Source organism: Mesorhizobium sp. P2_D6, from assembly GCF_056404315.1.
Genome location: NZ_JBFUEG010000004.1, coordinates 449,696 through 470,969, shown reverse-complemented (window position 1 = coordinate 470,969; position 21,274 = coordinate 449,696). Strand labels below are relative to the sequence as shown.

Annotated in this window: 21 protein-coding genes and 1 pseudogene; 4 read left to right on the top strand and 18 right to left on the bottom strand. The window is 63.8% G+C overall.

Going from position 1 to position 21,274, the window contains the following annotated elements:
- Window positions 1–225: pseudogene (locus AC1D1L_RS11955) on the top strand (IS110 family transposase); the annotation flags it as partial.
- Between the two features lie 68 nt (window positions 226–293).
- On the opposite strand, the gene AC1D1L_RS11950 reads toward AC1D1L_RS11955, so the two are convergent.
- From AC1D1L_RS11950 to rplS, 6 genes are all read right to left on the bottom strand, one after another.
- On the bottom strand, window positions 294–929 hold the full coding sequence (locus tag AC1D1L_RS11950) for a class I SAM-dependent DNA methyltransferase (RefSeq protein WP_477341455.1): 636 nt from the start codon (window positions 927–929) through the stop codon (window positions 294–296).
- 60 nt (window positions 930–989) lie between these two features.
- Window positions 990–1,799: an amino acid ABC transporter permease gene (locus AC1D1L_RS11945; RefSeq protein ID WP_477341453.1), complete on the bottom strand. Its 810-nt coding sequence runs from the start codon at window positions 1,797–1,799 to the stop codon at window positions 990–992.
- A 253-nt stretch (window positions 1,800–2,052) separates the two neighbouring features.
- Window positions 2,053–2,853, bottom strand: a complete 801-nt coding sequence (locus tag AC1D1L_RS11940; RefSeq protein WP_477341451.1) for a transporter substrate-binding domain-containing protein — start codon at window positions 2,851–2,853, stop codon at window positions 2,053–2,055.
- 236 nt (window positions 2,854–3,089) lie between these two features.
- A complete protein-coding gene (locus AC1D1L_RS11935; protein ID WP_352586433.1) occupies window positions 3,090–3,587 on the bottom strand; it encodes a MarR family winged helix-turn-helix transcriptional regulator in 498 nt (165 codons plus the stop codon).
- Window positions 3,584–4,012, bottom strand: coding sequence for an organic hydroperoxide resistance protein (locus AC1D1L_RS11930; protein ID WP_352586434.1), 429 nt, complete (start codon window positions 4,010–4,012; stop codon window positions 3,584–3,586). The genes AC1D1L_RS11935 and AC1D1L_RS11930 overlap by 4 nt, the downstream gene beginning before the upstream one ends.
- Window positions 4,013–4,172: 160 nt before the next feature.
- Complete coding sequence (gene rplS, locus AC1D1L_RS11925; protein WP_477341448.1) at window positions 4,173–4,724, bottom strand: 50S ribosomal protein L19; 552 nt, start codon at window positions 4,722–4,724, stop codon at window positions 4,173–4,175.
- A gap of 339 nt (window positions 4,725–5,063) precedes the next feature.
- On the opposite strand from rplS, the gene AC1D1L_RS11920 reads away from it, so the two are divergent.
- Window positions 5,064–5,816 (top strand): sulfite exporter TauE/SafE family protein, encoded by a 753-nt coding sequence (locus tag AC1D1L_RS11920; protein ID WP_477341482.1) that lies wholly within the window; start codon window positions 5,064–5,066, stop codon window positions 5,814–5,816.
- On the opposite strand, the gene trmD is transcribed toward AC1D1L_RS11920, so the two are convergent.
- Both trmD and rimM read right to left on the bottom strand, forming a co-directional pair.
- Window positions 5,798–6,496, bottom strand: a complete 699-nt coding sequence (gene trmD / locus AC1D1L_RS11915) for a tRNA (guanosine(37)-N1)-methyltransferase TrmD (RefSeq protein ID WP_477341446.1) — start codon at window positions 6,494–6,496, stop codon at window positions 5,798–5,800. The genes AC1D1L_RS11920 and trmD overlap by 19 nt on opposite strands.
- Window positions 6,493–7,092, bottom strand: a complete 600-nt coding sequence (rimM, locus tag AC1D1L_RS11910; RefSeq protein WP_477341444.1) for a ribosome maturation factor RimM — start codon at window positions 7,090–7,092, stop codon at window positions 6,493–6,495. The genes trmD and rimM overlap by 4 nt, the downstream gene beginning before the upstream one ends.
- A 96-nt stretch (window positions 7,093–7,188) precedes the next feature.
- On the opposite strand from rimM, the gene AC1D1L_RS11905 reads away from it, so the two are divergent.
- Together AC1D1L_RS11905 and AC1D1L_RS11900 are read left to right on the top strand one after the other, a co-directional pair.
- Window positions 7,189–8,127, top strand: a complete 939-nt coding sequence (locus AC1D1L_RS11905) for a tyrosine recombinase XerC (protein ID WP_477341442.1) — start codon at window positions 7,189–7,191, stop codon at window positions 8,125–8,127.
- Between the two features lie 62 nt (window positions 8,128–8,189).
- Window positions 8,190–9,257 carry a TraB/GumN family protein gene (locus AC1D1L_RS11900; RefSeq protein WP_477341440.1) on the top strand — a complete coding sequence of 356 codons (1,068 nt, stop codon included), beginning with the start codon at window positions 8,190–8,192 and terminating at the stop codon, window positions 9,255–9,257.
- Between the two features lie 714 nt (window positions 9,258–9,971).
- On the opposite strand, the gene lpdA is transcribed toward AC1D1L_RS11900, so the two are convergent.
- The 10 genes from lpdA to mdh form a co-directional block, all read right to left on the bottom strand.
- A complete protein-coding gene (lpdA, locus tag AC1D1L_RS11895) occupies window positions 9,972–11,378 on the bottom strand; it encodes a dihydrolipoyl dehydrogenase (RefSeq protein ID WP_477341438.1) in 1,407 nt (468 codons plus the stop codon).
- 91 nt (window positions 11,379–11,469) lie between these two features.
- The gene (locus AC1D1L_RS11890; RefSeq protein WP_477341436.1) at window positions 11,470–12,225 is read right to left on the bottom strand and encodes an SDR family oxidoreductase; all 756 of its coding nucleotides are present in this window, start codon (window positions 12,223–12,225) and stop codon (window positions 11,470–11,472) included.
- On the bottom strand, window positions 12,222–12,710 hold the full coding sequence (locus AC1D1L_RS11885; RefSeq protein ID WP_477341480.1) for a hypothetical protein: 489 nt from the start codon (window positions 12,708–12,710) through the stop codon (window positions 12,222–12,224). Before AC1D1L_RS11885 ends, AC1D1L_RS11890 begins: the two co-directional genes overlap by 4 nt.
- 75 nt (window positions 12,711–12,785) lie before the next feature.
- A complete protein-coding gene (gene odhB, locus AC1D1L_RS11880; protein WP_477341434.1) occupies window positions 12,786–14,078 on the bottom strand; it encodes a 2-oxoglutarate dehydrogenase complex dihydrolipoyllysine-residue succinyltransferase in 1,293 nt (430 codons plus the stop codon).
- Between the two features lie 62 nt (window positions 14,079–14,140).
- Window positions 14,141–17,128: a 2-oxoglutarate dehydrogenase E1 component gene (locus AC1D1L_RS11875; protein ID WP_477341432.1), complete on the bottom strand. Its 2,988-nt coding sequence runs from the start codon at window positions 17,126–17,128 to the stop codon at window positions 14,141–14,143.
- A gap of 146 nt (window positions 17,129–17,274) precedes the next feature.
- The gene (gene sucD, locus AC1D1L_RS11870; protein ID WP_436262419.1) at window positions 17,275–18,177 is read right to left on the bottom strand and encodes a succinate--CoA ligase subunit alpha; all 903 of its coding nucleotides are present in this window, start codon (window positions 18,175–18,177) and stop codon (window positions 17,275–17,277) included.
- Between the two features lie 12 nt (window positions 18,178–18,189).
- Entirely contained in the window at window positions 18,190–18,687 is a 498-nt protein-coding gene (locus AC1D1L_RS11865) for a DUF1579 family protein (RefSeq protein ID WP_477341430.1), read from the bottom strand.
- 2 nt (window positions 18,688–18,689) lie between these two features.
- Window positions 18,690–19,061: a cupin domain-containing protein gene (locus tag AC1D1L_RS11860; RefSeq protein ID WP_477341428.1), complete on the bottom strand. Its 372-nt coding sequence runs from the start codon at window positions 19,059–19,061 to the stop codon at window positions 18,690–18,692.
- Window positions 19,062–19,065: 4 nt separating this feature from the next.
- Complete coding sequence (sucC, locus tag AC1D1L_RS11855; RefSeq protein WP_477341426.1) at window positions 19,066–20,259, bottom strand: ADP-forming succinate--CoA ligase subunit beta; 1,194 nt, start codon at window positions 20,257–20,259, stop codon at window positions 19,066–19,068.
- Window positions 20,260–20,277: 18 nt separating this feature from the next.
- Window positions 20,278–21,246, bottom strand: a complete 969-nt coding sequence (gene mdh, locus AC1D1L_RS11850) for a malate dehydrogenase (protein ID WP_023670541.1) — start codon at window positions 21,244–21,246, stop codon at window positions 20,278–20,280.
- Window positions 21,247–21,274: the final 28 nt, after the last annotated feature.

Genomic DNA, 21,274 nt, shown 5'->3' with positions numbered 1-21,274 from the left:
GGCAACAGGCATGTGCGCGCCGGACGCGCCGGGCCGCGTGGCATCCTCTTCATCGTCGCAGCCATCGTGGCTAAGTTCGATCCACATCTCAAAGCGTTCGCTCAAAGGTTGCAACTGGCGGGAAAGCCCAAAATGCTCATCCGCATCGCGCTTGCCAGAAAACTTCTCGTCATCCTCAATGCAAAAGCACGCGACGCGAGAAGTGAGTTCGCAAATGCAACTTGACCCCCCAGATAGTCGCTCTCCCCCCTCCGGAGGGAGAGGAAGGGCGCCAAAGTGGGCGAACTCACCGCTCAAACCACCTCGAACACAAAAGTCTTCACCAGCGCGTCCGGCTCGGCGATGGCGTAGCAGCGGAACCATGGGCTTTGCTCGACCGGCCGCCATTTCCCGGCCTGCTCCAGTTCGTCGAACACGGCCTGGAAGCCGCCGGTTTCGAACACCTGGTCGCGCACGGTGAAGATGGCGTGGCCGCCCTTTCTGGTGATGCGGACAAGCTCGTGCAGGCCGGACGCCGGCGCATGGCTGATGGTGAACACGCCGGTCGAGAAGAAGGCGCGAAAATGGCCGTCCGGCCAGGGCAGCGGGCCGCCGAGCATCGCCTTTTTCAAATCGCCATAGGCGTTGCGGCTGCCGGCGATCTTCAGCATGTCGTCGGAGAGGTCGAGCCCGGCAATGTCGGCATAGCCCAGCGCCTTGAGCGATGGCCCCGACAGGCCGGTGCCGCAGCCAGCGTCGAGCAGCGGCCCTTCGCCCGCCGGCACATGCCGCGCCACCCAGGCGGTGATCAGGAACGGCAGCAAATAACCGAGCGAGGCGGTTTCGCTGTCATAGGTCGCGGCCCATGCGGCGTAAGCCTCTGCGAGCGCTTCCGGCGTATCGGCGGTATAGACCGATTCCAGCGCCGCATTGGCCTTGTCGACGATCATGGGACTCTCTCCGCAACTGGCCGCATCATCCGTGATGGTAGCCGCGTCTTCGCCCGACTTCTATTCCTGATGCTGGTTGCGTAGCCGCTTCTCCAGCGCGCGCAGCGCCAGCGACAGGCCGACGGTCAGGATGAGGTAGATATAGGCGACGATCGAATAGGTCTCGAAGAAGCGGAACGAGCCGGCGGCGTAGATCTTGCCCATCTGGGTGATGTCGGCGACGCCGAGCACCGAGACCAGCGACGAATCCTTGACCATGGCGACGAAGTCGTTGCCGAGCGGCGGCAATATGGTGCGGATCGCCTGCGGAAACACGATCAGCCGGAAGCGCTGCGTGCGCGACAACCCCAACGCCTTGGCCGCTTCGATCTGGCCCTTCTCGACCGCCTGGATGCCGGCGCGAAAAACCTCGGAGATGAAGGCCGAATAACCGATGGTCAGCGCCATGATGGCCCGCCACAACAGCGAGACGTCGCGCACCAAAAGCTCGCCCATCAGGCCGGCATTCTGCAACGGCGCGGTCAGCGCATTCCAGGCGGCGACGAAGGCCGGCGCACCGGCAAAGGCGATCCAGAACAGCAGCACCAGGATGGGCACGCCACGGATGATCTCGACATAGAAGCGGGCGATTTGCCTGAGCCAGCGCGACCCAGACAACCCCATCAGCGCAATGCCGAGGCCGATGGCCGACGCCAGCGCAAAGGCGACCACGGTGACAAAGACGGTGATGCCGATGCCCTTGGCGACGGTGGCGAAGACCTGGGCATAGAGATCGCTGGTGGCAATGTAGAGCGCGGCGATCACCGCGAGAACGATCGCGGCGGCAAGCCACCAGGGGAAATCGGATTTTTGGGTGGAGACGGGTGGCATCAATGCCCAACGCCGGCAAATAGCTGCCTTCGCAAAAGCCACTGATCTCCCCCCTTGCGGGGGAGATGTCCGGCAGGACAGAGGGGGGTGCTGTCCCTCCAACCTGTCAACCGATCAGTCCTCTGGCCAGGTTCTCTTTGGAGAAGCTCAAAATAAAAGGGAGGTGATCCTGCACACCCCCCTCTGCCCTACCGGGCATCTCCCCCGCAAGGGGGGAGATTGGCATCTTTACCGGCCGTAGCGCCAAGATGGGCTACTGCCCCATCTTGTAATCAAGAAACCACTTCTTGTTGAGCGCCTCGATCGTCCCATCCGCCTTGAGCGCCGCGATCGCCGCATTGACCGGCTTCACCAGATCCGAACCCTTCGGAAAAATGAAGCCGAAATCCTCGGTGCCGAGCGGGCCGCCGATCAGCTTCAGCTTGCCTTCGGAGGCGTCGACATAGCCCTTGCCTGCGGTGCCATCGGTCAGGACGACATCGACGTCACCGGACTTCAGCGCCTGTACGGTGGCGCCGAACGTCTCGAACAGCTTGATGCGCGGGTTCTGCTCATTGCCGTCGAGCACGCTGTAGACGGCGGTGTAGAAGGGCGTCGTGCCGGCCTGCGCGCCGATCAGCCCGTCCTTGAAGGCGCCGAAGGTCTTGGCGTCGGTGAAGCGGCTTTCGTCGCCGCGCACCAGCATGAACTGTTCCGAGCGCATATAGGGGTCGGAGAAATCGACCTTCTCCTTGCGGTCGTCCTTGATGGTGATGCCGGTCATGCCGATGTTGTACTGGTTGTCGGAAACCGCCTGGATCATCGCATCCCAGGAGGTGTTCTGATACTCGACCTTGAAGTTCAGCCGCTTGGCGATCTCGTCCATCGCGTCATATTCCCAGCCGATCTGCTTACCGGTCTTGGGGTCGATGAACTGCAGCGGCGGATAGGCGTTTTCCGTCACCACCACCACCTTCTTGCCGCCGAGGTCGGGCAGCGCATCGGCCGCCCATGCAGCAACGGGCGCGAGGAAACAGGCCAGCAGGCCGGCCAGCAGCAGTTTCGATTTGGTCATGATACACTCCAGGATGAGAAGCCCGCTTGCAGCCGGGCTCACATGAAAATCCAGGCGCGACTTTAGCCGTCCGCAGACGGCTTGCAAGCCGGTCCGGTGCTCAGCGTCCGGTGAAAGTGGATTCCAATGCCTTCAACCGGCGCGGTTTTAGAACGCTTCGCGGTCGGCATTCTTCCGTGACCCGCTATGGCTAACTAGGCCGCTTTCGAGCACAAGGGAAACCGTCAAACGACGGGTCAGGATGGTGACGCCGCGTCACGCAATTTTGCGACAAACCCGGTCAAGGTCCGGTGCAGCGACTTCAGCTCCTCGACTTCCAGCGGCATGGCGCAGGCAAGGCCGGCGGATACATCCTTGATGCGTGCGCGCAGCGCCTGGCCCTTTGCGGTCGGTTCGACCAGCACGCGGCGCTCGTCGGCTGGGTCGCGTCGGCGGGTGACCAGGCCACCCACCTCAAGCCGCTTGAGCAGCGGCGTCAGCGTCGCCGAATCCAGCCCCAGCGCCTCGCCGAGCTCGCCAACCGTGCTCGGCGCATGCTGCCACAGCGCCAGCATCGCCAGATATTGCGGATAGGTGAGGCCGAGCGGGTCGAGCAGGGGTCGGTAGAGTTTGGTCATCAGCCCGCTCGCGGAATAGAGCGCGAAGCAGAGCTGCTGGTCCAGGCGCGGAACAGCGATCGTCCCGGCGGTATCCGCCGGGACTTCTGTGGCTCTGGTTTCGGTCTTCGTCGTCATGCTGCCTTTGCCGGAAGCGCCACTGTCGAAAGCGCCACCTCGACATTGCCCTTGATCGCGTTTGAATAGGGGCAGATCTTGTGCGCTTCCGATACAAGCGCTTCCGCCGCCGCCTGATCAAGGCCCTTCGTCTCGGCGGCGAGCGCGACACCGAGCTTGAACCCTTCGCCGTTGGGAAGCAGGCTGACGGTCGAGGTCACAGACGCATCGGTCAGCGGCAGCTTTTGCTTGCGCGCGACGAAGCGGATGGCGCTTTCGAAGCAGGCGGCATAGCCGACCGCGAACAGCTGCTCGGGATTGGTGGCGCCACCCTGTCCACCGAGTTCCCTAGGCAAAGCGAGGTCGACCTTGAGCAGGCCGTCGCTGGTTTCGCCATGGCCGGCGCGGCCGCCGGTGACGCGAGCCTGTGTGGTGTAGAGTGCCATTTCAGTTCTCCAATTAATTTGTGTACGATTATTTAGTACACAAGATGATAATGCGCGGTCAACAGCCGAGCCCCAATTTCTCGGCCGACAATCGTTCACAGGTCTGGTGAAACGAAAAAAGGCGGCCGAAGCCGCCTTTCCAAAATCCTTGGTCGAGATCTTATTCGGCCGGGGTGGCTTCCGCAGCGGCCTTGGCTGCCGCTTCAGCCTCGTCGGCGGCCTTCTTCTCGGCGGCTTCCTTGGCGGCCGTCTCTGCGGCCAGCGCCTGGGCGGCGGCTACCTTCTCGGCTTCGATGCGGGCCTTCTCGGCGTTCAGCGCATCGCGCTCCTCATCGTTGAGCTTGCGGGCGCGCACGCCGGTGTTTTCCGAAATACGGGCCGACTTGCCGCGACGGTCGCGCAGATAATAGAGCTTGGCGCGGCGCACCTTGCCGCGGCGCACGATCTCGACGCCCTCGACCATCGGCGAGAAGACCGGGAAAACGCGCTCGACGCCTTCGCCGTAGGAGATCTTGCGGACGGTGAAGTTTTCCTGGAAGCCGGCGCCGGCGCGGGCGATGACAACGCCCTCATAGGCCTGAACACGGGTGCGGGTGCCTTCGGTCACGCGGACCTGGACGCGCACGGTGTCGCCGGGCTGGAATTCGGGAAGCTTGCGCTTGGCTTCGATCTTGGCGGCCTGTTCGGCCTCGAGCTGACGGATGATATCCATCTCAATAGTCCACTTCTTGTTCTTCCGACAGTCAGAGCGTCCGGCACTCGCCTTGCAGTTCCATTGACCGCTCGGCTATGCCCTTTGTCTCCGAGACATCTGTCTTCTGGACATCGGGCAGGGGCGACTACACCGTCATTGTTGACGGGTCTGGGAGATTTTCTCGCCAGTACGGGCGGGCACATACAGCTATTTCACTCACTTGTCACGCCTTGGCCCTGTCTTTTTTGGTCGCATGCCACCACGCAATCGTCCAGTGCAGGGTTGCGCCTGCCCTCCAAGCTTCCTAAGCCGGACGACGCATACTTGTCCGGCGCCACTCTCATGACGATTTTCGACATGTCCGTTCTCGACGCGGCGCTGCTGTTTGCGGCAGGCTTTCTGTCGGGCGCATGCAACGCGGTCGCCGGCGGCGGCACGTTCATCACCTTCGGCGCCATGTCGCTGGTCGGCGTACCGCCGATCGTCGCCAACGCCACGTCCTCGGTGACGCAGTTTCCGGGCTACATCACCTCGACGCTCGCCTACCGGACCGACATCGAGCATTTCTGGCGCGGCGCACTGCTGCTCTGCCTGATCTCGGCCGCCGGCGCGCTGGCCGGCGCCTTCATCCTTCTGGCGCTGTCCAACCCGTCCTTCCGCGTCATGGTGCCGTGGCTGTTGCTGGCCGCTACCGCGCTGTTCGCAGCCGGACCGTGGCTGAAGCCGGCGCCCAAGCCGGGACACGAGGCCGCGGTCGGCTCGCTCGTCGGGTCGCTGGCGCAGTTCTTCACCGCGGTCTATGGCGGCTTCTTCGGCGCCGGCATGGGCGTGATGATGCTGGCGACGCTCGGCCTGACACAGGCCGGCGACTATCACCGGCTGAATGCGCTGAAGAACATGCTGGCCGTGGTTATCGCGGCGGTAGCGATCATCGTCTTCGTCTCCGGCGGCGTCGTCGCCTGGCCGCAAGCGATCGTCATGATCCCCGGCGGCGCGCTCGGCGGCTATGCCGGTGTCTGGATCGCCAAGCGCGTGCCGCAAAACGCAGTACGCGGCTTCGTCATCGCCGTCGGCCTGTTTCTGGCGTTTTATTATTTTGCCAAGGGCTGAGCGGCGAGCAAATCCGGTCGCCGATCCCTGGTCAGCTTCTCGGACTCCGCGCGGCGCCAGGCGGCGATCTTCTTGTGATTGCCTGACGTCAGCACGTCGGGGATCGGCCTGCCCTCGAATTCCTGTGGCCGCGTATAGTGCGGATGTTCGAGCAGGCCGTTCTCAAAGCTTTCCTCTTCGCCTGACACCGCATTGCCCATCACGCCGGGCAACAGCCGCACCACGGCGTCGAGCAGCACAAGTGCGGCCGGCTCGCCGCCGGAGAGGATGAAGTCGCCGATGGAGACCTCCTCCAGGTTCCGCGCCTCGATCAGCCGCTGGTCGACGCCTTCGAAGCGGCCGCAGACGATGACGGCGCCCGGCCCGGCCGCAAGCTCGCGCACGCGCGCCTGCGTCAGCGGTTTGCCGCGCGGGCTCATCAGCAGTTTTGGCCGCGGATCGCCCTCTGGCGCCGTGCGGTCGATCGCCTTGGCCAGCACATCGGCGCGCATCACCATACCGGCGCCGCCGCCGGCCGGTGTGTCGTCCACCGTGTGGTGGCGGTCCTCAGCAAAGTCGCGGATCTGGACCGCTTCCAGTGACCAAGTACCTGCCTCCAGCGCCCGCCCGGCCAGCGACAGGCCGAGCGGACCCGGAAACATCTCGGGATAGAGCGTCAGCACCGATGCCTTGAACGTCACCGGTTGCCTCCGGCGTCCTTAGGCCCGCGCGGCCGGCCCTTCGCGTCGAAATTGTCTTCTCGCGGTGTCTCGCCATCCTCGTCGTCGATCATACCGGCGGCGGCCGGATCGACGCGGACAAACCCCTCGGCAACCGCCACCTGCGGCACGGCGGCCTGGGTGAACGGGATCAGCACGCCTTTGCGCCCGCCGAGTGTGACGTCGAGAATGTCGCCGCCGCCGAAATTGTGCACGGCGACCACCTTGCCGATGACCGCGTCCTTATCGTCGCGGACCTCGAGCCCGACGAGATCGGCGTGGTAGAACTCGTCCTCCTCGCCATCGTCGGGCAGCATCGAGCGGTCGACGAACAGCTCCGTGCCAGCCAGCGCCTCGGCGGCGTTGCGGTCAGCAATGCCCTTGAAGCGCACCACGACGACGGTGTTGGCGGGCCGAATGTCGATGATCTGGAAGGCGCGGCCGTCCTTGGCATAGAGCGGCCCATAATCAGCCAGCGCCAGCGGCTCGCCGGTGAAGGTTTTGACCCTGAGCTCGCCCTTGATGCCATGGGCGGCGCCGATCACGGCCATCTGGACAGGGTTTTGGGGCTTGCTCATGGCTGATGTCCTTTGCCCTGCTCTAACGCCCTCCCGTGGCCATTTCAATGACAGCTTCTTCACTGCTTCCTAACCCGGCTGCCTGACAATGGCCGTATGCAGGAATTTCTCATCCCGGCAAAACCCGACCTCCAGGCAGCGCGCGAGAGCTGGCTGAAGATGCTGGCGCGCGAACGCCGGCTGTCGCCGGCGACAGTCGAAGCCTATGAGCGGGATACGCGCCAGTTCTTGCATTTCCTGACCGGACATTGCGGCGGCTCGCCCGGCATTTCCGACATCGCCACTTTGCGTCCGGCCGATCTGCGCGGCTTTCTTGCCGCGCGGCGCAACGCCGGCGCCGGCGCCCGTACGCTCGGCCGGGGTCTTGCCGGCATCCGTTCGCTGCTGCGTTTCCTCGAGCGGCGTGGCCTCGCCAACGCAGCGGGAGCGGCAGCGCTGCGCGCCCCGCGCCAACCGAAATCGCTGCCCAAGCCACTCACCGCCAGCGACGCCAAACATGTCGTCTCGGTGGAAGGCCAATTGGCGGAGGAGCCCTGGATTGCCGCCCGCAACGCCGCCGTGCTGACGCTGCTCTACGGTTCGGGCCTGCGAATTTCCGAAGCGCTTGGCCTCAGTGCCGCCGACCTGGCCTCGGAAGCCGACACCGTGCTGCGCGTCACAGGCAAGGGCGGCAAGACGCGGCTGGTGCCGGTGCTGCCGGTGGCGCTGCGCGCCATCGCCGAATACCGCAAACTGTGCCCCTACCATCTCGACCCCAAGGGCCTGCTGTTTCGTGGCGCCCGCGGCGGACCGCTCAATCCGGCCATCGTCCAGCGCGACATGTCCAAACTGCGCTCGGCGCTCAACCTGCCGGATACCGCCACCCCGCACGCCTTGCGCCACTCGTTCGCCACCCATCTGCTTGGCCGCGGCGGTGACTTGCGCACCATCCAGGAGCTTCTCGGCCATGCCAGCCTGTCGACGACGCAGGTCTACACCGGCGTCGACACCGCAAGGCTGCTTGAAATCTATGAGTCCGCCCACCCAAGGGCGTGAACTCTTCAAATTTGCGGCGCCGATTAACCGTTTCGCCGCTTTTCGGTCCTAGAAAAGCGATCATGAAACGCGTCATCGCCATCGCCGACCGCGCGGCCCTTGCGTCGCTGAAGCTGCTTGTCGCGCTCAACGCGCTGTTTTTCCTGTCTTTCCTCATCGTGCTGCTGCTCGCCGCCGGTAAGGCGCATGCCGACGTCCCGGTCTGCACCGGCGCTGATCTGCTGTCGGCCCTGCAGAAGGACGACCCCGCCACCTATGCCAGGATCGAGGCGCAAGCGGCGGCGACGCTGAACGGCAAGGGCCTATTGTGGAAGTTGGAAAAATCAGGCGAAAAGCCGTCCTTCCTATTCGGCACCATGCACATGACCGACCCACGCGTGACCGCGCTGCCGCCGGCCGCCAAGCGGGCCTACGACGCCGCCGGTACTATCATCATCGAAACCACCGACGTGCTCGACAAGCAGAAGATGATGGAGGCCATGCTCAAGGAGCCCGAGCTGATGATGTTCACCGACAGCACGACGCTGTCGTCGCTGTTGTCGCCGGAGGATGCGGCCGCGGTGAACAAGGGGCTCGATGCGCGCGGCATTCCGCCGGCGAGCGTCTCCAAGATGAAGCCGTGGCTGCTGTCGGCCATGGTCGCGCTGCCGGTCTGCGAGGTCGCCCGCCAGGCAGGCGGCGCGCCGGTTCTCGACGTCAAGCTGGCTGAGGACGCCAAGGCCAATGGAAAGCCGGTGGAAGGCCTGGAAACCGCCGCCGGCCAGCTCCGCGCCATGGCTTCGCTGCCGATCGCCTTTCACATCAAAGGGCTGGTTGAAACCTTGAAGCTCGGCGACAAGATAAACGACATCAACGAGACCATGATCGTGCTCTACCAGCGCGGCGACACCGGCACGTTCTGGCCGCTCCTGCGGTCAATGTCCCCAGGCGAAGAGGACGACGCTGCAGGGTACGCCGCCTTCGAGCAGGCCATGATCACCGACCGCAACAAGGTGATGGTCGACCATGCCCAGCCCATCCTGGCCAAGGGCAACGCCTTCATGGCGGTCGGCGCCCTGCATCTTCCCGGCCCCGAAGGCCTGGTGGAGGATTTTCGCAAAGCCGGTTATACTGTCACTGCCGTCGACTGATCTGCGCGGCTCCTTGCCTGCCGAATCACGCAAGGCACGGTTGTGTCTGGGTCCGCAGCTGATTCGCGGTCCGAAGACCAGTTGGCCCTATTCTTGGCGAAAAAGTACAGGTAAGCTCATTTCTGCTCACTCGCGATTGATTTTGCGGGGGAAATACAGGCCATCGAGCGGTTGCAAATCAGAATTTTCCTGCGTTCGGCGATTTCCAGGCCTAGTATGAAACCCGTTCAACGGTTGCGCGTTGATGGGTGTTGTTTGATGCTTTTCATCCACGGAGGACACTTTTATGTCGAACCCTAACGACCCGGGCCCGGCGCCCAAATCGGGCGGTGGCAGCGGCTGGCTGATTGCGCTGGTCGTCGTCATCCTTGCGATTGTCGCGTACTATGTTTTTGGAAGAAGCGGCGAGCATCCGGCACCCGCCGAGCCGCCGGCAGCCAGCACACCGGCACCTGCGCCTGCACCGGCTGAGCCGATGAAGCCCGCCGAACCGGCTCCCGCGCCAGCCCCGGCGCCCGCACCTGCGCCTGAGCCCGCTCCGGCACCAGCCCCGGCTCCCGCGCCTGCTCCGGCTCCCGCACCGGCCCAGTAATCAGGCCACTGAATTTAATAACGAACGGCCCGCTGCGAAGCGGGCCGTTTTGTTTTTGGGCCTGTTATTGGCGAGGGTAGCGATCCTTCACCGCCGACGTGCCGCAAACTTCCCTGTCGAAATCAGATATGGATCGGCTTGAAGAACGTGGCCAGTGCCGCTTCCTTGACCGCTTCCGACATTGTCGGGTGCGCGTGGCAGGTGCGGGCGAGGTCTTCGGACGAGCCGCCGAACTCCATCAGTACCGCAGCCTCATGGATCATCTCGCCAGCGCCGAAGCCGACAATGTGGACGCCGAGCACGCGGTCGCTGACCTTGTCAGCGAGGATCTTCACGAAGCCGTCGGTGTGCAGCATGGCGCGTGCGCGGCCGTTGGCGGTGAACGGGAATTTGCCGATCTTGTAATCAATGCCGGCCTTCTTCAGCTCCTCCTCGGTCTTGCCGACCGAAGCGATTTCCGGGCTGGTGTAGACGACGCTCGGGATGACGTCGTAGTTCACATGGCCTGCCTGGCCGGCAATGGTCTCGGCAACCGCCACGCCTTCATCCTCTGCCTTGTGCGCCAGCATCGGTCCAGCGATGACATCGCCGATGGCGTAGATGCCGGCCACATTGGTCCGCAGATGCCCGTCGGTCTTGACCCGGCCGCGCTCATCGACCTCGACGCCGGCCTCCTTCAGCCCGAGACTGTCGGAATAGGCCCGGCGCCCGGTCGAGATCAGCACCGCGTCGGCCTCGATGGTCTCGGCCGCCCCGCCCTTGACCGGCTCGAAGGTAACCGTCGCGCCCTTCTTGGCCTTGGTGACCCCGGTCACCTTGGCGCCGAGCTTGAACTCGAAGCCCTGCTTGGAGAGCAGGCGCTGGAACTGTTTGGAAACCTCGCCGTCCATGCCGCCCAGGATCGTATCGAGGAACTCGACCACGGTGACCTTGGCGCCGAGTCTTGCCCAGACCGAGCCGAGCTCCAGCCCGATGACGCCGCCGCCGACCACCACCAGATGGCCCGGCACTTTCTCCAGCGACAGGGCGCCGGTCGACGACAGGATCACCTTCTCGTCGATGTCGACCTTGACGCCGGGAATGCCGGCGACATCCGAGCCAGTGGCAATGACGATGTTTTTCGTCTCGATCTCCTCGACCTTGCCGTCCTCAGCCGTCACCGAGACCTTGCTAGCGGCGACCACCTTCCCGGTGCCGCGGAACGAGTCGATCTTGTTCTTCTTGAACAGGAAGGCGACGCCGTTGACGTTGGCCGAGACGGTCGCGTCCTTATGCGCCATCATCTTCTTCAGATTGAGTTTCGGCGCCGGTATCTCGACGCCCAGCGTATCGAAGGAATGGCCGGCCTCCGCGAACATCTCGGAGGCGTAAAGCAGCGCCTTGGACGGGATGCAGCCGATGTTGAGGCAGGTGCCGCCGAAAGTGGCGTTCTTCTCGACCACCGCGACCTTCAGCCCGAGTTGCGCCGCCTTGATGGCGCAGACATAGCCGCCCGGTCCCGATCCGATGATAACGACGTCATAAGCCATGATGGGTGTCCTTCTTGCCTAGAGCGTGATGCCGAAAAGTGTGAAGCGGTTTTCGGAGACCATCATGCTCTATCCCTTTGATTTGTGGCCTTCAGCGGCCGCCGCTAACATTCAGGATCGCGCCCGTCGTATAGGACGCTTCATCCGACAAAAGATAGAGAATGGCATGCGCGACTTCATCCGCCGTGCCGGCGCGTTTCATCGGCAGCATGTCACGGAACCGCTCGACCCGGTCTGGCTGGCCGCCGGAGGCGTGGATCTCGGTGTCGATTATGCCTGGCCGTATCGCATTGACACGCACGCCTTCAGTCGCGACTTCGCGTGCCAGCCCGAGCGTGAAGGTGTCGATCGCCGCCTTGGACGCGGCATAGTCGACATATTCGCCGGGCGAGCCGTGTATCGACGCCGCCGACGAAATGTTGACGATGGCGCCGCCCTGGCCGCCATTCTTGCTCGACATGCGCCTGACCGCTTCGCGGGCGCACAGAAACGAGCCGATGACATTGATGCGCATCATGCGCTCCAGCCGCGCCAGGCTCATCTCGTCGACACGCGCCTTGACGTCGACGACGCCGGCATTGTTGACGAGGCCATCGAGCCTGCCGAAGCGGTGGTCGACCGCCTCGAACATTGCCACGATGTCGCCTTCGTTGCCGACGTCACCCTTGACGGCAAAAGCCTCGCCCCCCGCCGCCTCGATCTCGGCGACCAGCGCCCTGGCGGCCGCCTCGTTCGCGGCATAGTTGACCGCGACGCGGTAGCCGGCCTTCGCCGCAAGCCGGCAGGTGGCCGCGCCAATGCCGCGGCTGCCGCCGGTGACCAGAAGAACCTTCTTGGCCGCGCTCATTCCTGGCACCCTTTCAGCAGAAACACGTCCCATGGCAGTTTCGAGAAACCGTTGGCGACGAAGGCCGACGACATCTGCAGCGACGGCCCGAGATCGGGGAAGATCAGGCTCTGCGGTGCGTCCGTGCCTTCAGCCGCCAACAGGGCGATGTTGCCCTTGTCGTCGGCGCTGTAGACGACACCTTGCCAGACCGTGCAGGCGGCAAGCTCATCGCCGGTGACGTCGCCGGTCGGGCATTTGTACATCAGCGAGCCGTGCGGCCGCGAAACGCCTGATGTCCACATGACGATGCCGTCGAGCACGCCGCCCTTGTCGAGCACCATCTTGAAGGCGTTGGTGACGGTGACCGCATCCGTCGTCGGCCGGAAATCGATGCCGGCCTCGCTCTCGGCATCGCCATAGACGGCGAGCGCCAGCGGGCAGGCGGCGTGGGCTGTAGACACAGCTTGCGTGACGCCGACCGCACACACTGCCGTGAAAACCATTCCGGACCGGAAGCGCGAGGAACGGGTCGTCATGCGGCGGCGCAGTCCTTTCCCCGGCTCAAAACCGACCAGCCTCTAGAGGTCGAGCACCAGCCGTTCCGGATCTTCCAGACTGTCCTTGACGCGCACCAGGAAGGTCACTGCTTCCTTGCCGTCGACGATGCGATGATCGTAGGAGAGCGCCAGGTACATCATCGGCCGGATCACGATCTGGCCGCCGACCACGACGGGCCGATCCTGAATCTTGTGCATGCCGAGGATGCCCGACTGCGGCGCATTCAGGATCGGCGTCGACATCAGCGAGCCGTAAACGCCACCGTTGGAGATGGTGAACGTGCCGCCCTGCATGTCGGCGACCGACAACTTGCCGTCACGCGCGGCAATGCCCAGCCGGCCGATGTCCTTTTCGATCTCGGCGATCGACATCTGATCGGCATCGCGCACCACCGGCACTACGAGGCCCTTTTCGGTGCCGACGGCAACGCCGATATGGGCATAGTTCTTGAAGATGATGTCGGTGCCGTCGATCTCGGCATTGACTGAGGGGATCTCCTTCAAGGCGTGGGTGACGGCCTTGGTGAAGAAGCCCATGAAGCCAAGCTTCACGCCGTGCTTCTTCTCGAAGATGTCCTTGTACTTGGTCCTGAGCGCCATCACCGCTGACATGTCGACCTCGTTGAAGGTGGTCAGCATGGCGGCGGTCGACTGCGCTTCCTTCAGCCGGCGCGCGATGGTCTGGCGCAGCTTGGTCATGCGCACGCGTTCTTCACGCGAGGCATCGTCACCGGAGGACGGCGCGCGCACCGCGACGGGCGCCGGTGCGGCTCTCGGCGTTTCAGCCGGCTGCGACGGTGCGCCCTTGGAAATTGCGTCGAGCACATCGCCCTTCAGCACCTGGCCGCGCTTGCCCGAGCCGGACACCTGGTCGACGGACAGATTGGCCTCGGCGATCAGCTTTGCGGCAGCCGGCGCCGGCGGCATAGAGCGTGGCTCGACCGCGCCGGCATCACCGGCGATCTTGGCGGTCTCGGCCGCGGCCTGCTTGGTCGTATGGGCCGCGTCGGGGCTCGACGCTTGCGAGACGGCTTGCGGCTTGGCCTCCTGCTTGTTTGCAGGTGCGGCGGCGGCTCCGCCGGCCGAGATCGACCCCAGCAGCGCGCCGACGCCGACGGTCTCACCTTCCTTGGCGGTGATCTCGCCCAGCGTGCCGGCAGCAGCGGCGGGCACTTCCACTGTCACCTTGTCGGTTTCGAGCTCGACCAGCGGCTCGTCGACGGCAATGGCATCGCCGACCTTCTTGAACCATTTGCCGATGGTCGCCTCGGTGACGGATTCGCCGAGAGTGGGAACGCGGATTTCGGTAGCCATTGTGCCTGTCCGTTTCTTCTCTGTCTGTTCTGTGGGCCGAATTCTATTCGCCCAATTCTGCTTTACTCACCGAGCGCATCTTCGAGCAGGGCCGCGAGCTGCGCCAGATGCTTCGACATCAACCCGGTCGCCGGCGATGCCGCCGCCGGACGTCCGGTGTAGCGCACCCGCTGGTGCTTGGCGTCGATATGCGCCAGCACCCATTCCAGATACGGATCGATGAAGGACCAGGCGCCCATGTTCTTGGGCTCTTCCTGGCACCACACCATCTCGGCGTTGCGGAAACGCGACAGTTCGGTGATCAGCGCCTTGGCTGGGAACGGATAGAGCTGTTCGACGCGCAGCAGATAGATGTCGTTGATGCCGCGCTTCTCGCGCTCCTCATAGAGGTCGTAATAGACCTTGCCCGAGCACAGGACGACGCGGCGGATCTTGGAATCCTTGACCAGCTTGATCGTTTGGTTCTGCAACAGCTGGGCATCGTCCCACAGCAGCCGGTGGAACGAGCTTTCGCCCGAAATCTCCGGCAGCGTCGATACTGCCCGCTTGTGGCGCAGCAGCGACTTCGGCGTCATCAGGATCAGCGGCTTGCGGAAGTCGCGCTTCAGCTGCCGGCGCAATATGTGGAAGTAGTTGGCCGGCGTGGTGCAGTTGGCGACTTGCATATTGTCTTCGGCGCAGAGCTGCAGGAAGCGTTCGAGACGCGCCGAGGAATGCTCCGGACCCTGGCCCTCATAGCCATGCGGCAGCAGGCAGACCAGGCCCGACATGCGCAGCCACTTGCGCTCGCCGCTGGAGATGAACTGGTCGAACACCACCTGGGCGCCGTTGGCGAAATCGCCGAATTGCGCTTCCCACAAGGTCAGCGCCTTCGGCTCGGCCAGGCTGTAGCCATATTCGAAGCCGAGCACCGCCTCTTCCGACAGCATCGAGTTGATGACTTCGTAGCCCGCCTGCGCCGCCGACAGATTGTTGAGCGGGATGTAGCGGGTCTCGTCGCGCTGGTCGTAGAGCACGGAATGGCGCTGCGAGAAGGTGCCGCGCTCGGAATCCTGGCCCGACAGACGGATCGGGTTGCCGTCGAGCAGGATGGCGCCGAAAGCCAGCGCCTCGGCCGTCGACCAGTCGATGCCTTCGCCGGATTCGATCGCCTGGCGGCGGTTTTCGAGGAAGCGGATAATGGTCTTGTGCGCCTCGAAACCCTTCGGCACCTCGGTCAGCTTCTTGCCGATCTCCTTCAGCACCTTGACCGGCACGGCGGTCTTGCCGCGGCGCTGTTCGTCCTGGTTGTCGGCGGTGCGCAGGCCTGACCAGGCGCCGTCCAGCCAGTCGGCCTTGTTTGGCTTGTAGTGCTGGCCGACTTCCCATTCGGATTCCAGATGCGCGCGCCAGTCGGCCTTCATCTTGTCGAGTTCGGCCTGGGTGATATGGCCCTCGGCGATCAGCCGGTCGCCATAGATCTGCACTGTCGTCTTATGGTTGCGGATGTTGGCGTACATGATCGGCTGGGTGAAGGCCGGCTCATCGCCCTCATTGTGGCCGAAGCGGCGGTAGCAGAACATGTCCACCACCACCGGCTTGTGGAACTTCATGCGGAATTCGATCGCCACCTTGGCGGCATGGACCGTGGCTTCCGGATCGTCGCCATTGACGTGGAAAATCGGCGCCTCGATCATCTTGGCGACGTCGGACGGATAGGGCGACGAACGCGAGAAGCGCGGATTGGTGGTGAAGCCGATCTGGTTGTTGATGATGAAATGCAGCGTGCCGGCGACGCGATGGCCGCGCAGGCCCGACAGGCCGAGGATTTCGGCAATCACGCCCTGGCCGGCGAAGGCGGCGTCGCCATGCAGAAGCAGCGGCAGCACCTTGGCGCGCTCTTCCAGCGGCACGATCTCCTCGCGGCTGCGGCCGAACAGATAGTCCTGCTTGGCGCGCGCCTTGCCCATCACCACCGGATCGACGATTTCCAGATGCGAAGGGTTGGCGGTCAGCGACAGGTGCACCTTGTTGCCGTCGAACTCGCGGTCCGACGAAGCGCCGAGATGGTACTTGACGTCGCCGGAGCCCTCGACCTCGTCGGGAGCGGCCGAGCCGCCCTTGAACTCGTGGAAGATGGCGCGGTGCGGCTTCGCCATCACCTGGGAAAGCACGTTCAGCCGGCCGCGATGCGCCATGCCGAGCACGATCTCCTTCATGCCGAGCTGGCCGCCGCGCTTGATGATCTGCTCCAGCGCCGGGATCAGCCCTTCACTGCCGTCGAGGCCGAAGCGCTTGGTGCCCTTGTACTTGACGTCGATGAACTGCTCGAAGCCTTCGGCCTCGACTAGCTTCTGCAGGATCGCCTTCTTGCCCGTGGCGGTGAAGGAGATCTCCTTGTCGGTGCCTTCGATGCGGGCCTGGATCCAGGCCTTCTCCTCGGGATCGGAGATGTGCATGAACTCGACGCCGAGCGTCGAGCAATAGGTGCGAGTGAGGATCTCCAGCATCTGCCGGATGGTGCCGAATTCGAGGCCGAGCACATTGTCGAGGAAGATCGGCCGGTCGTAGTCGGCAGCGGTAAAACCGTAATTCTCCGGCGATAGCTCGTTATAGTCCTCGAGCGGCTTGGCGATGCCGAGCGGGTCGAGATTGGCGTGCAGATGGCCGCGCATGCGGTAGGCGCGGATCATCATGATGGCGCGCACCGAATCGCGCGTCGCCTGGTGTACGTCGGCATCCGACAGCACGACGCCGTTGGTGACCGCCTTGTCCTTGACCTTCTTTTCGACCGTCCTCTCGACTAGACCCCAATTGCCGTCGAGCGCCGACACCAGCTCGCCATTGGCCTGCAACGGCCAGGAGGGCCTTGCCCAGGAGGCGCCCTTGGCGTTCTTGCGCACATCGCCGGCGTCGTCCTTCAGCGCCGCGAAGAAGTCCTGCCATTCGGGGTTTACCGACTCCGGATCATCCTCATAGGAGGCGTAGAGCGCGTCGATGTAGTCGGCATTGCCGCCATAGAGGAATGAGGTGAGTGAAAACTGGTCGTTGGCCTGATCTTGTCTTGCCATTTTTTCTGCGGAGCCTGGCTCCGTCTCCTTACGTTTGGAGGCGAGTAGGGCAGTAAGGCAATAGGGCAGTAGGAAAGTGACGTTGCCGCCGCTCGTCCCGTTCTTCCTATTCCCCTACTGCCATACTGCCCTACTCCCTTATTGCCTTAACCCTTGATCGCCTCGACCAGGGTCGTGCCCAGCCGTGCCGGCGACGGCGAAACCTTGATCCCGGCCGATTCCATTGCCGCGATCTTGTCTTCCGCGCCGCCCTTGCCGCCGGAGATGACCGCGCCCGCATGGCCCATGGTGCGGCCGGCCGGCGCGGTGCGCCCGGCAATGAAGCCCGCCATCGGTTTCTTGCGGCCGCGCTTGGCCTCGTCCTTGAGGAACTGCGCGGCGTCTTCCTCGGCCGAACCGCCGATCTCGCCGATCATGATGATCGACTTGGTCTCGTCGTCGGCGAGGAACATCTCCAGCACATCGATGAACTCCGTGCCTTTGACGGGGTCGCCGCCAATGCCGACAGCGGTGGTCTGGCCGAGGCCGACATTGGTGGTCTGGAAGACCGCCTCATAGGTAAGCGTTCCCGAGCGCGAAACAACGCCGACCGAGCCCTTGCGGAAGATGTTTCCGGGCATGATGCCGATCTTGCATTCGTCGGGGGTGAGCACGCCCGGGCAGTTCGGCCCGATCAGCCGCGAGGTCGAGCGGTCGAGCCGCGCCTTGACCCTGACCATGTCCATCACCGGAATGCCCTCGGTGATGCAGACGATCAGCGGGATCTCGGCCTCGATCGCTTCCAGGATGGCTTCGGCGGCACCTGCCGGCGGCACATAGACGACCGAGGCATTGGCGCCGGTCTTGGCCTTGCCCTCGGCAACGCTGGCAAAGATCGGCAGGCTTTCGCCCTTGGCGCCGGTCCAGGTCTCGCCACCCTTCTTGGGGTGGATGCCGCCCACCATCTTGGTGCCGTGATAGGCCAGCGCCTGTTCGGTGTGGAACGTGCCGGTCTTGCCGGTCAGGCCCTGCACCAGCACCTTGGTGTTCTTGTCGATGAGAATGGACATCGGAGCCCTTTTCTAAAAACCGTTGATCGAGGAAGGCGAGACGCGCCGGTAGACGCCGCTCACCATGTCTTGCCAGTTGTCGCTGCCGGCAGGTTTGAAATGCAGTCGCATGCGGTAGGCATCGGCATCATCGAAAAGATACGTCACGCGTGCGGCGCCGCGCGGCGACGACCGCTCGAGGACCAGTTCAGCGCCGTTCCATGTGCCTGTGGCCGGCGATGCCGGCACAAAGCCCATCGAATCGAACTGGTGCATGGTGACGAGGCTGTTTGGCTGGTCGAAGCCGAACACGCTGTGCGAGCCGAACGAGACCGTGCCGTCGCGGCGCTGGCGATAGCGCTGCACCACGAACAGGCCGCCGAACTCAGCCTCTGCCAGCACGTCCGACGTCGCTGCGCCGCCATCGGCCCATTGCGTTTCCGCAACCTCTTCCTCGCCACGCCACGCGCCGACCAGCGCCTGCAGGCGCTGGTGATCGGCCGAGAGCGAGGAGAAGGACGCAGCGTTCATGGTCAGAGCCGCTTCAGGTCGGTGACGGTGAGGGCGCTCTTGGCGTTGCCGGTGTTGAGCGTCGTTGCCGGCTCGAACATCAGCACCACCGGCTCCGTGGTCAGCGACCGCGGCCGGTGCTCGACGCCGCGCGGTACGACGATGAAATCGCCCTCGCCGAGCTCGACCGGACCGTCGCGGAAATCGATGGCAATCCTGCCCCGCAGCACGAGGAAGGCTTCGTCCTCATGTTCATGCGCATGCCAGTCGAAGGTCTCGCCGAACTTGGCAAGCTTCGCCTGGCTGTCATTGACGTCACCGGCAATATGCGGATCGAAGACCTTGGTGATCTTCTGATCAGCCGCCTCGACCAGGTTTATCTTGCGCGGAGGCATCCGCTCAGCCCTTCACCGCTGCCACGATCTTCTTGGCTGCGTCGTCGAGGTCATCGGCCGACACGACATTCAAGCCGCTGTCGTTGATGATCTTCTTGCCGAGCTCGGCATTGGTGCCTTCGAGACGCACCACCAGCGGCACTTGCAGGCCGACTTCCTTGACCGCGGCAATCACGCCCTCGGCAATGATGTCGCACTTCATGATGCCGCCGAAGATGTTGATCAGGATGCCTTTGACGGCCGGGTCCTTGGTGATGATCTTGAACGCCGCCGTCACCTTCTCCTTCGACGCGCCGCCGCCGACATCGAGGAAGTTGGCGGGTTCGGCGCCATAGAGCTTGATGATGTCCATCGTCGCCATGGCAAGGCCGGCGCCATTGACCATGCAGCCGATATTGCCGTCGAGCGCGACATAGGCGAGGTCGTATTTCGACGCCTCGATCTCCTTTTCGTCCTCTTCGGTGGTGTCGCGCAATTCCATCAGCTCGGGGTGGCGGAAGAGAGCGTTGTTGTCGAACGACACTTTGGCGTCGAGCACGCGCAGGCGGCCATTCTTCATCACGATCAGCGGGTTCACCTCGAGCAGGCTCATGTCCTTTTCGACAAAGGCCTTGTAGAGGATCGGGAACAGCGTGGCGGCATCCTTGGCGGCGTCGCCGGTGAGCCCCAGCGCTTCCACCAATATGTCGACGTCGATGGTCGTCACGCCGGCCAGCGGGTCGATGGCGCGGGTGATGATCTTTTCCGGCGTGTCGTGGGCGACGCCCTCAATGTCCATGCCGCCTTCGGTCGAGACGACGAAGGCGATGCGTCCAACCGCGCGGTCGACCAGGATCGACAGATAAAGCTCGCGCTCGATGTCGGCGCCGTCCTCGATATAGAGCCGATTGACCTGCTTGCCGGCCGGTCCCGTCTGCTTGGTCACCAGCGTGTGGCCAAGCATCTCATTGGCGTTGGCGACGACATCGGCCACCGACTTGGCCAGCCGCACACCGCCCTTGGCGTCCGGGCCAAGCTCCTTGAATTTGCCCTTGCCGCGGCCGCCGGCATGGATCTGGCTCTTCACCACATAGAGCGGACCGGGCAGCGCTTGTGCCGCGGCTTCCGCCTCGCTCGCCTTGAACACCGGCACGCCTTCGGCCACCGGCGCGCCAAAGCTCTTCAGCAGCGCCTTGCCTTGATATTCATGGATGTTCATCTGGATGGTCTCCGGGGATCACTTCGAGGCGAGATGCGGGGCGATCTTGACGCAGGCCTCGGTCAGGCCCTGCACCGTCGCCACCGAGGCGTCGAACATCTTCTGCTCGGCCTTGTTGAGGTCGATCTCGATGATGCGCTCGACGCCGCCGGCGCCAATGACCACGGGAACGCCGACATAGGTGCCCTTGACGCCATACTGGCCCGAGAGATGCGCAGCGCAAGGCAGCACGCGCTTCTTGTCCTTGAGATAGGATTCAGCCATCGAGATGGCAGAGGCGGCCGGCGCGTAGAAGGCCGAGCCGGTCTTCAAGAGACCGACGATCTCGGCGCCGCCGTCGCGGGTGCGCTGCACGATCTGGTCGAGCTTTTCCTTCGAAGTCCAGCCCATCTTGATGAGGTCGGGCAGCGGAATGCCCGACACCGTCGAATAGCGGATCATCGGCACCATGGAATCGCCGTGGCCGCCGAGCACGAAGGCGGTGACGTCTTCGACCGAGACCTTGAACTCTTCAGCGAGGAAATAGCGGAAGCGGGCGCTGTCGAGCACGCCGGCCATGCCGACCACATGCGTCTTGGGCAGGCCGGAAAACTTCTGCAGCGCCCAGACCATGGCGTCGAGCGGGTTGGTGATGCAGATGACGAAGGCCTTCGGCGCGTACTTCTTCAGGCCGGCACCGACCTGTTCCATGACCTTGAGATTGATGCCGAGCAGGTCGTCGCGGCTCATGCCCGGCTTGCGCGGCACGCCGGCAGTGACGATGCAGACGTCGGCGCCCTCGATGCCGGCATAGTCATTGACGCCGGTCAGCCTCGAATCGAAGCCGTCGACCGGCGAAGACTGCGCGATATCGAGCCCCTTGCCTTGCGGAATGCCCTCGGCAATATCGAACAGCACCACGTCGCCGAGGTCCTTGAGGCCGATCATGTGAGCGAGAGTGCCGCCGATCATGCCGGAGCCGATAAGCGCTATCTTGTTGCGTGCCATGTGAGGAAATTTTCCCTTTGTCTGTGAC

Bases quoted from the DNA above. Each gene is read 5' to 3' on its own strand.
- AC1D1L_RS11950 (WP_477341455.1), bottom strand. From the start codon at position 929: ATGATCGTCGACAAGGCCAATGCGGCGCTGGAATCGGTCTATACCGCC.
- AC1D1L_RS11945 (WP_477341453.1), bottom strand. From the start codon at position 1,799: ATGCCACCCGTCTCCACCCAAAAATCCGATTTCCCCTGGTGGCTTGCC.
- AC1D1L_RS11940 (WP_477341451.1), bottom strand. From the start codon at position 2,853: ATGACCAAATCGAAACTGCTGCTGGCCGGCCTGCTGGCCTGTTTCCTC.
- AC1D1L_RS11935 (WP_352586433.1), bottom strand. From the start codon at position 3,587: ATGACGACGAAGACCGAAACCAGAGCCACAGAAGTCCCGGCGGATACC.
- AC1D1L_RS11930 (WP_352586434.1), bottom strand. From the start codon at position 4,012: ATGGCACTCTACACCACACAGGCTCGCGTCACCGGCGGCCGCGCCGGC.
- rplS (WP_477341448.1), bottom strand. From the start codon at position 4,724: ATGGATATCATCCGTCAGCTCGAGGCCGAACAGGCCGCCAAGATCGAA.
- AC1D1L_RS11920 (WP_477341482.1), top strand. From the start codon at position 5,064: ATGTCCGTTCTCGACGCGGCGCTGCTGTTTGCGGCAGGCTTTCTGTCG.
- rimM (WP_477341444.1), bottom strand. From the start codon at position 7,092: ATGAGCAAGCCCCAAAACCCTGTCCAGATGGCCGTGATCGGCGCCGCC.
- AC1D1L_RS11905 (WP_477341442.1), top strand. From the start codon at position 7,189: ATGCAGGAATTTCTCATCCCGGCAAAACCCGACCTCCAGGCAGCGCGC.
- AC1D1L_RS11900 (WP_477341440.1), top strand. From the start codon at position 8,190: ATGAAACGCGTCATCGCCATCGCCGACCGCGCGGCCCTTGCGTCGCTG.
- lpdA (WP_477341438.1), bottom strand. From the start codon at position 11,378: ATGGCTTATGACGTCGTTATCATCGGATCGGGACCGGGCGGCTATGTC.
- AC1D1L_RS11890 (WP_477341436.1), bottom strand. From the start codon at position 12,225: ATGAGCGCGGCCAAGAAGGTTCTTCTGGTCACCGGCGGCAGCCGCGGC.
- AC1D1L_RS11885 (WP_477341480.1), bottom strand. From the start codon at position 12,710: ATGGTTTTCACGGCAGTGTGTGCGGTCGGCGTCACGCAAGCTGTGTCT.
- odhB (WP_477341434.1), bottom strand. From the start codon at position 14,078: ATGGCTACCGAAATCCGCGTTCCCACTCTCGGCGAATCCGTCACCGAG.
- AC1D1L_RS11875 (WP_477341432.1), bottom strand. From the start codon at position 17,128: ATGGCAAGACAAGATCAGGCCAACGACCAGTTTTCACTCACCTCATTC.
- sucD (WP_436262419.1), bottom strand. From the start codon at position 18,177: ATGTCCATTCTCATCGACAAGAACACCAAGGTGCTGGTGCAGGGCCTG.
- AC1D1L_RS11865 (WP_477341430.1), bottom strand. From the start codon at position 18,687: ATGAACGCTGCGTCCTTCTCCTCGCTCTCGGCCGATCACCAGCGCCTG.
- AC1D1L_RS11860 (WP_477341428.1), bottom strand. From the start codon at position 19,061: ATGCCTCCGCGCAAGATAAACCTGGTCGAGGCGGCTGATCAGAAGATC.
- sucC (WP_477341426.1), bottom strand. From the start codon at position 20,259: ATGAACATCCATGAATATCAAGGCAAGGCGCTGCTGAAGAGCTTTGGC.
- mdh (WP_023670541.1), bottom strand. From the start codon at position 21,246: ATGGCACGCAACAAGATAGCGCTTATCGGCTCCGGCATGATCGGCGGC.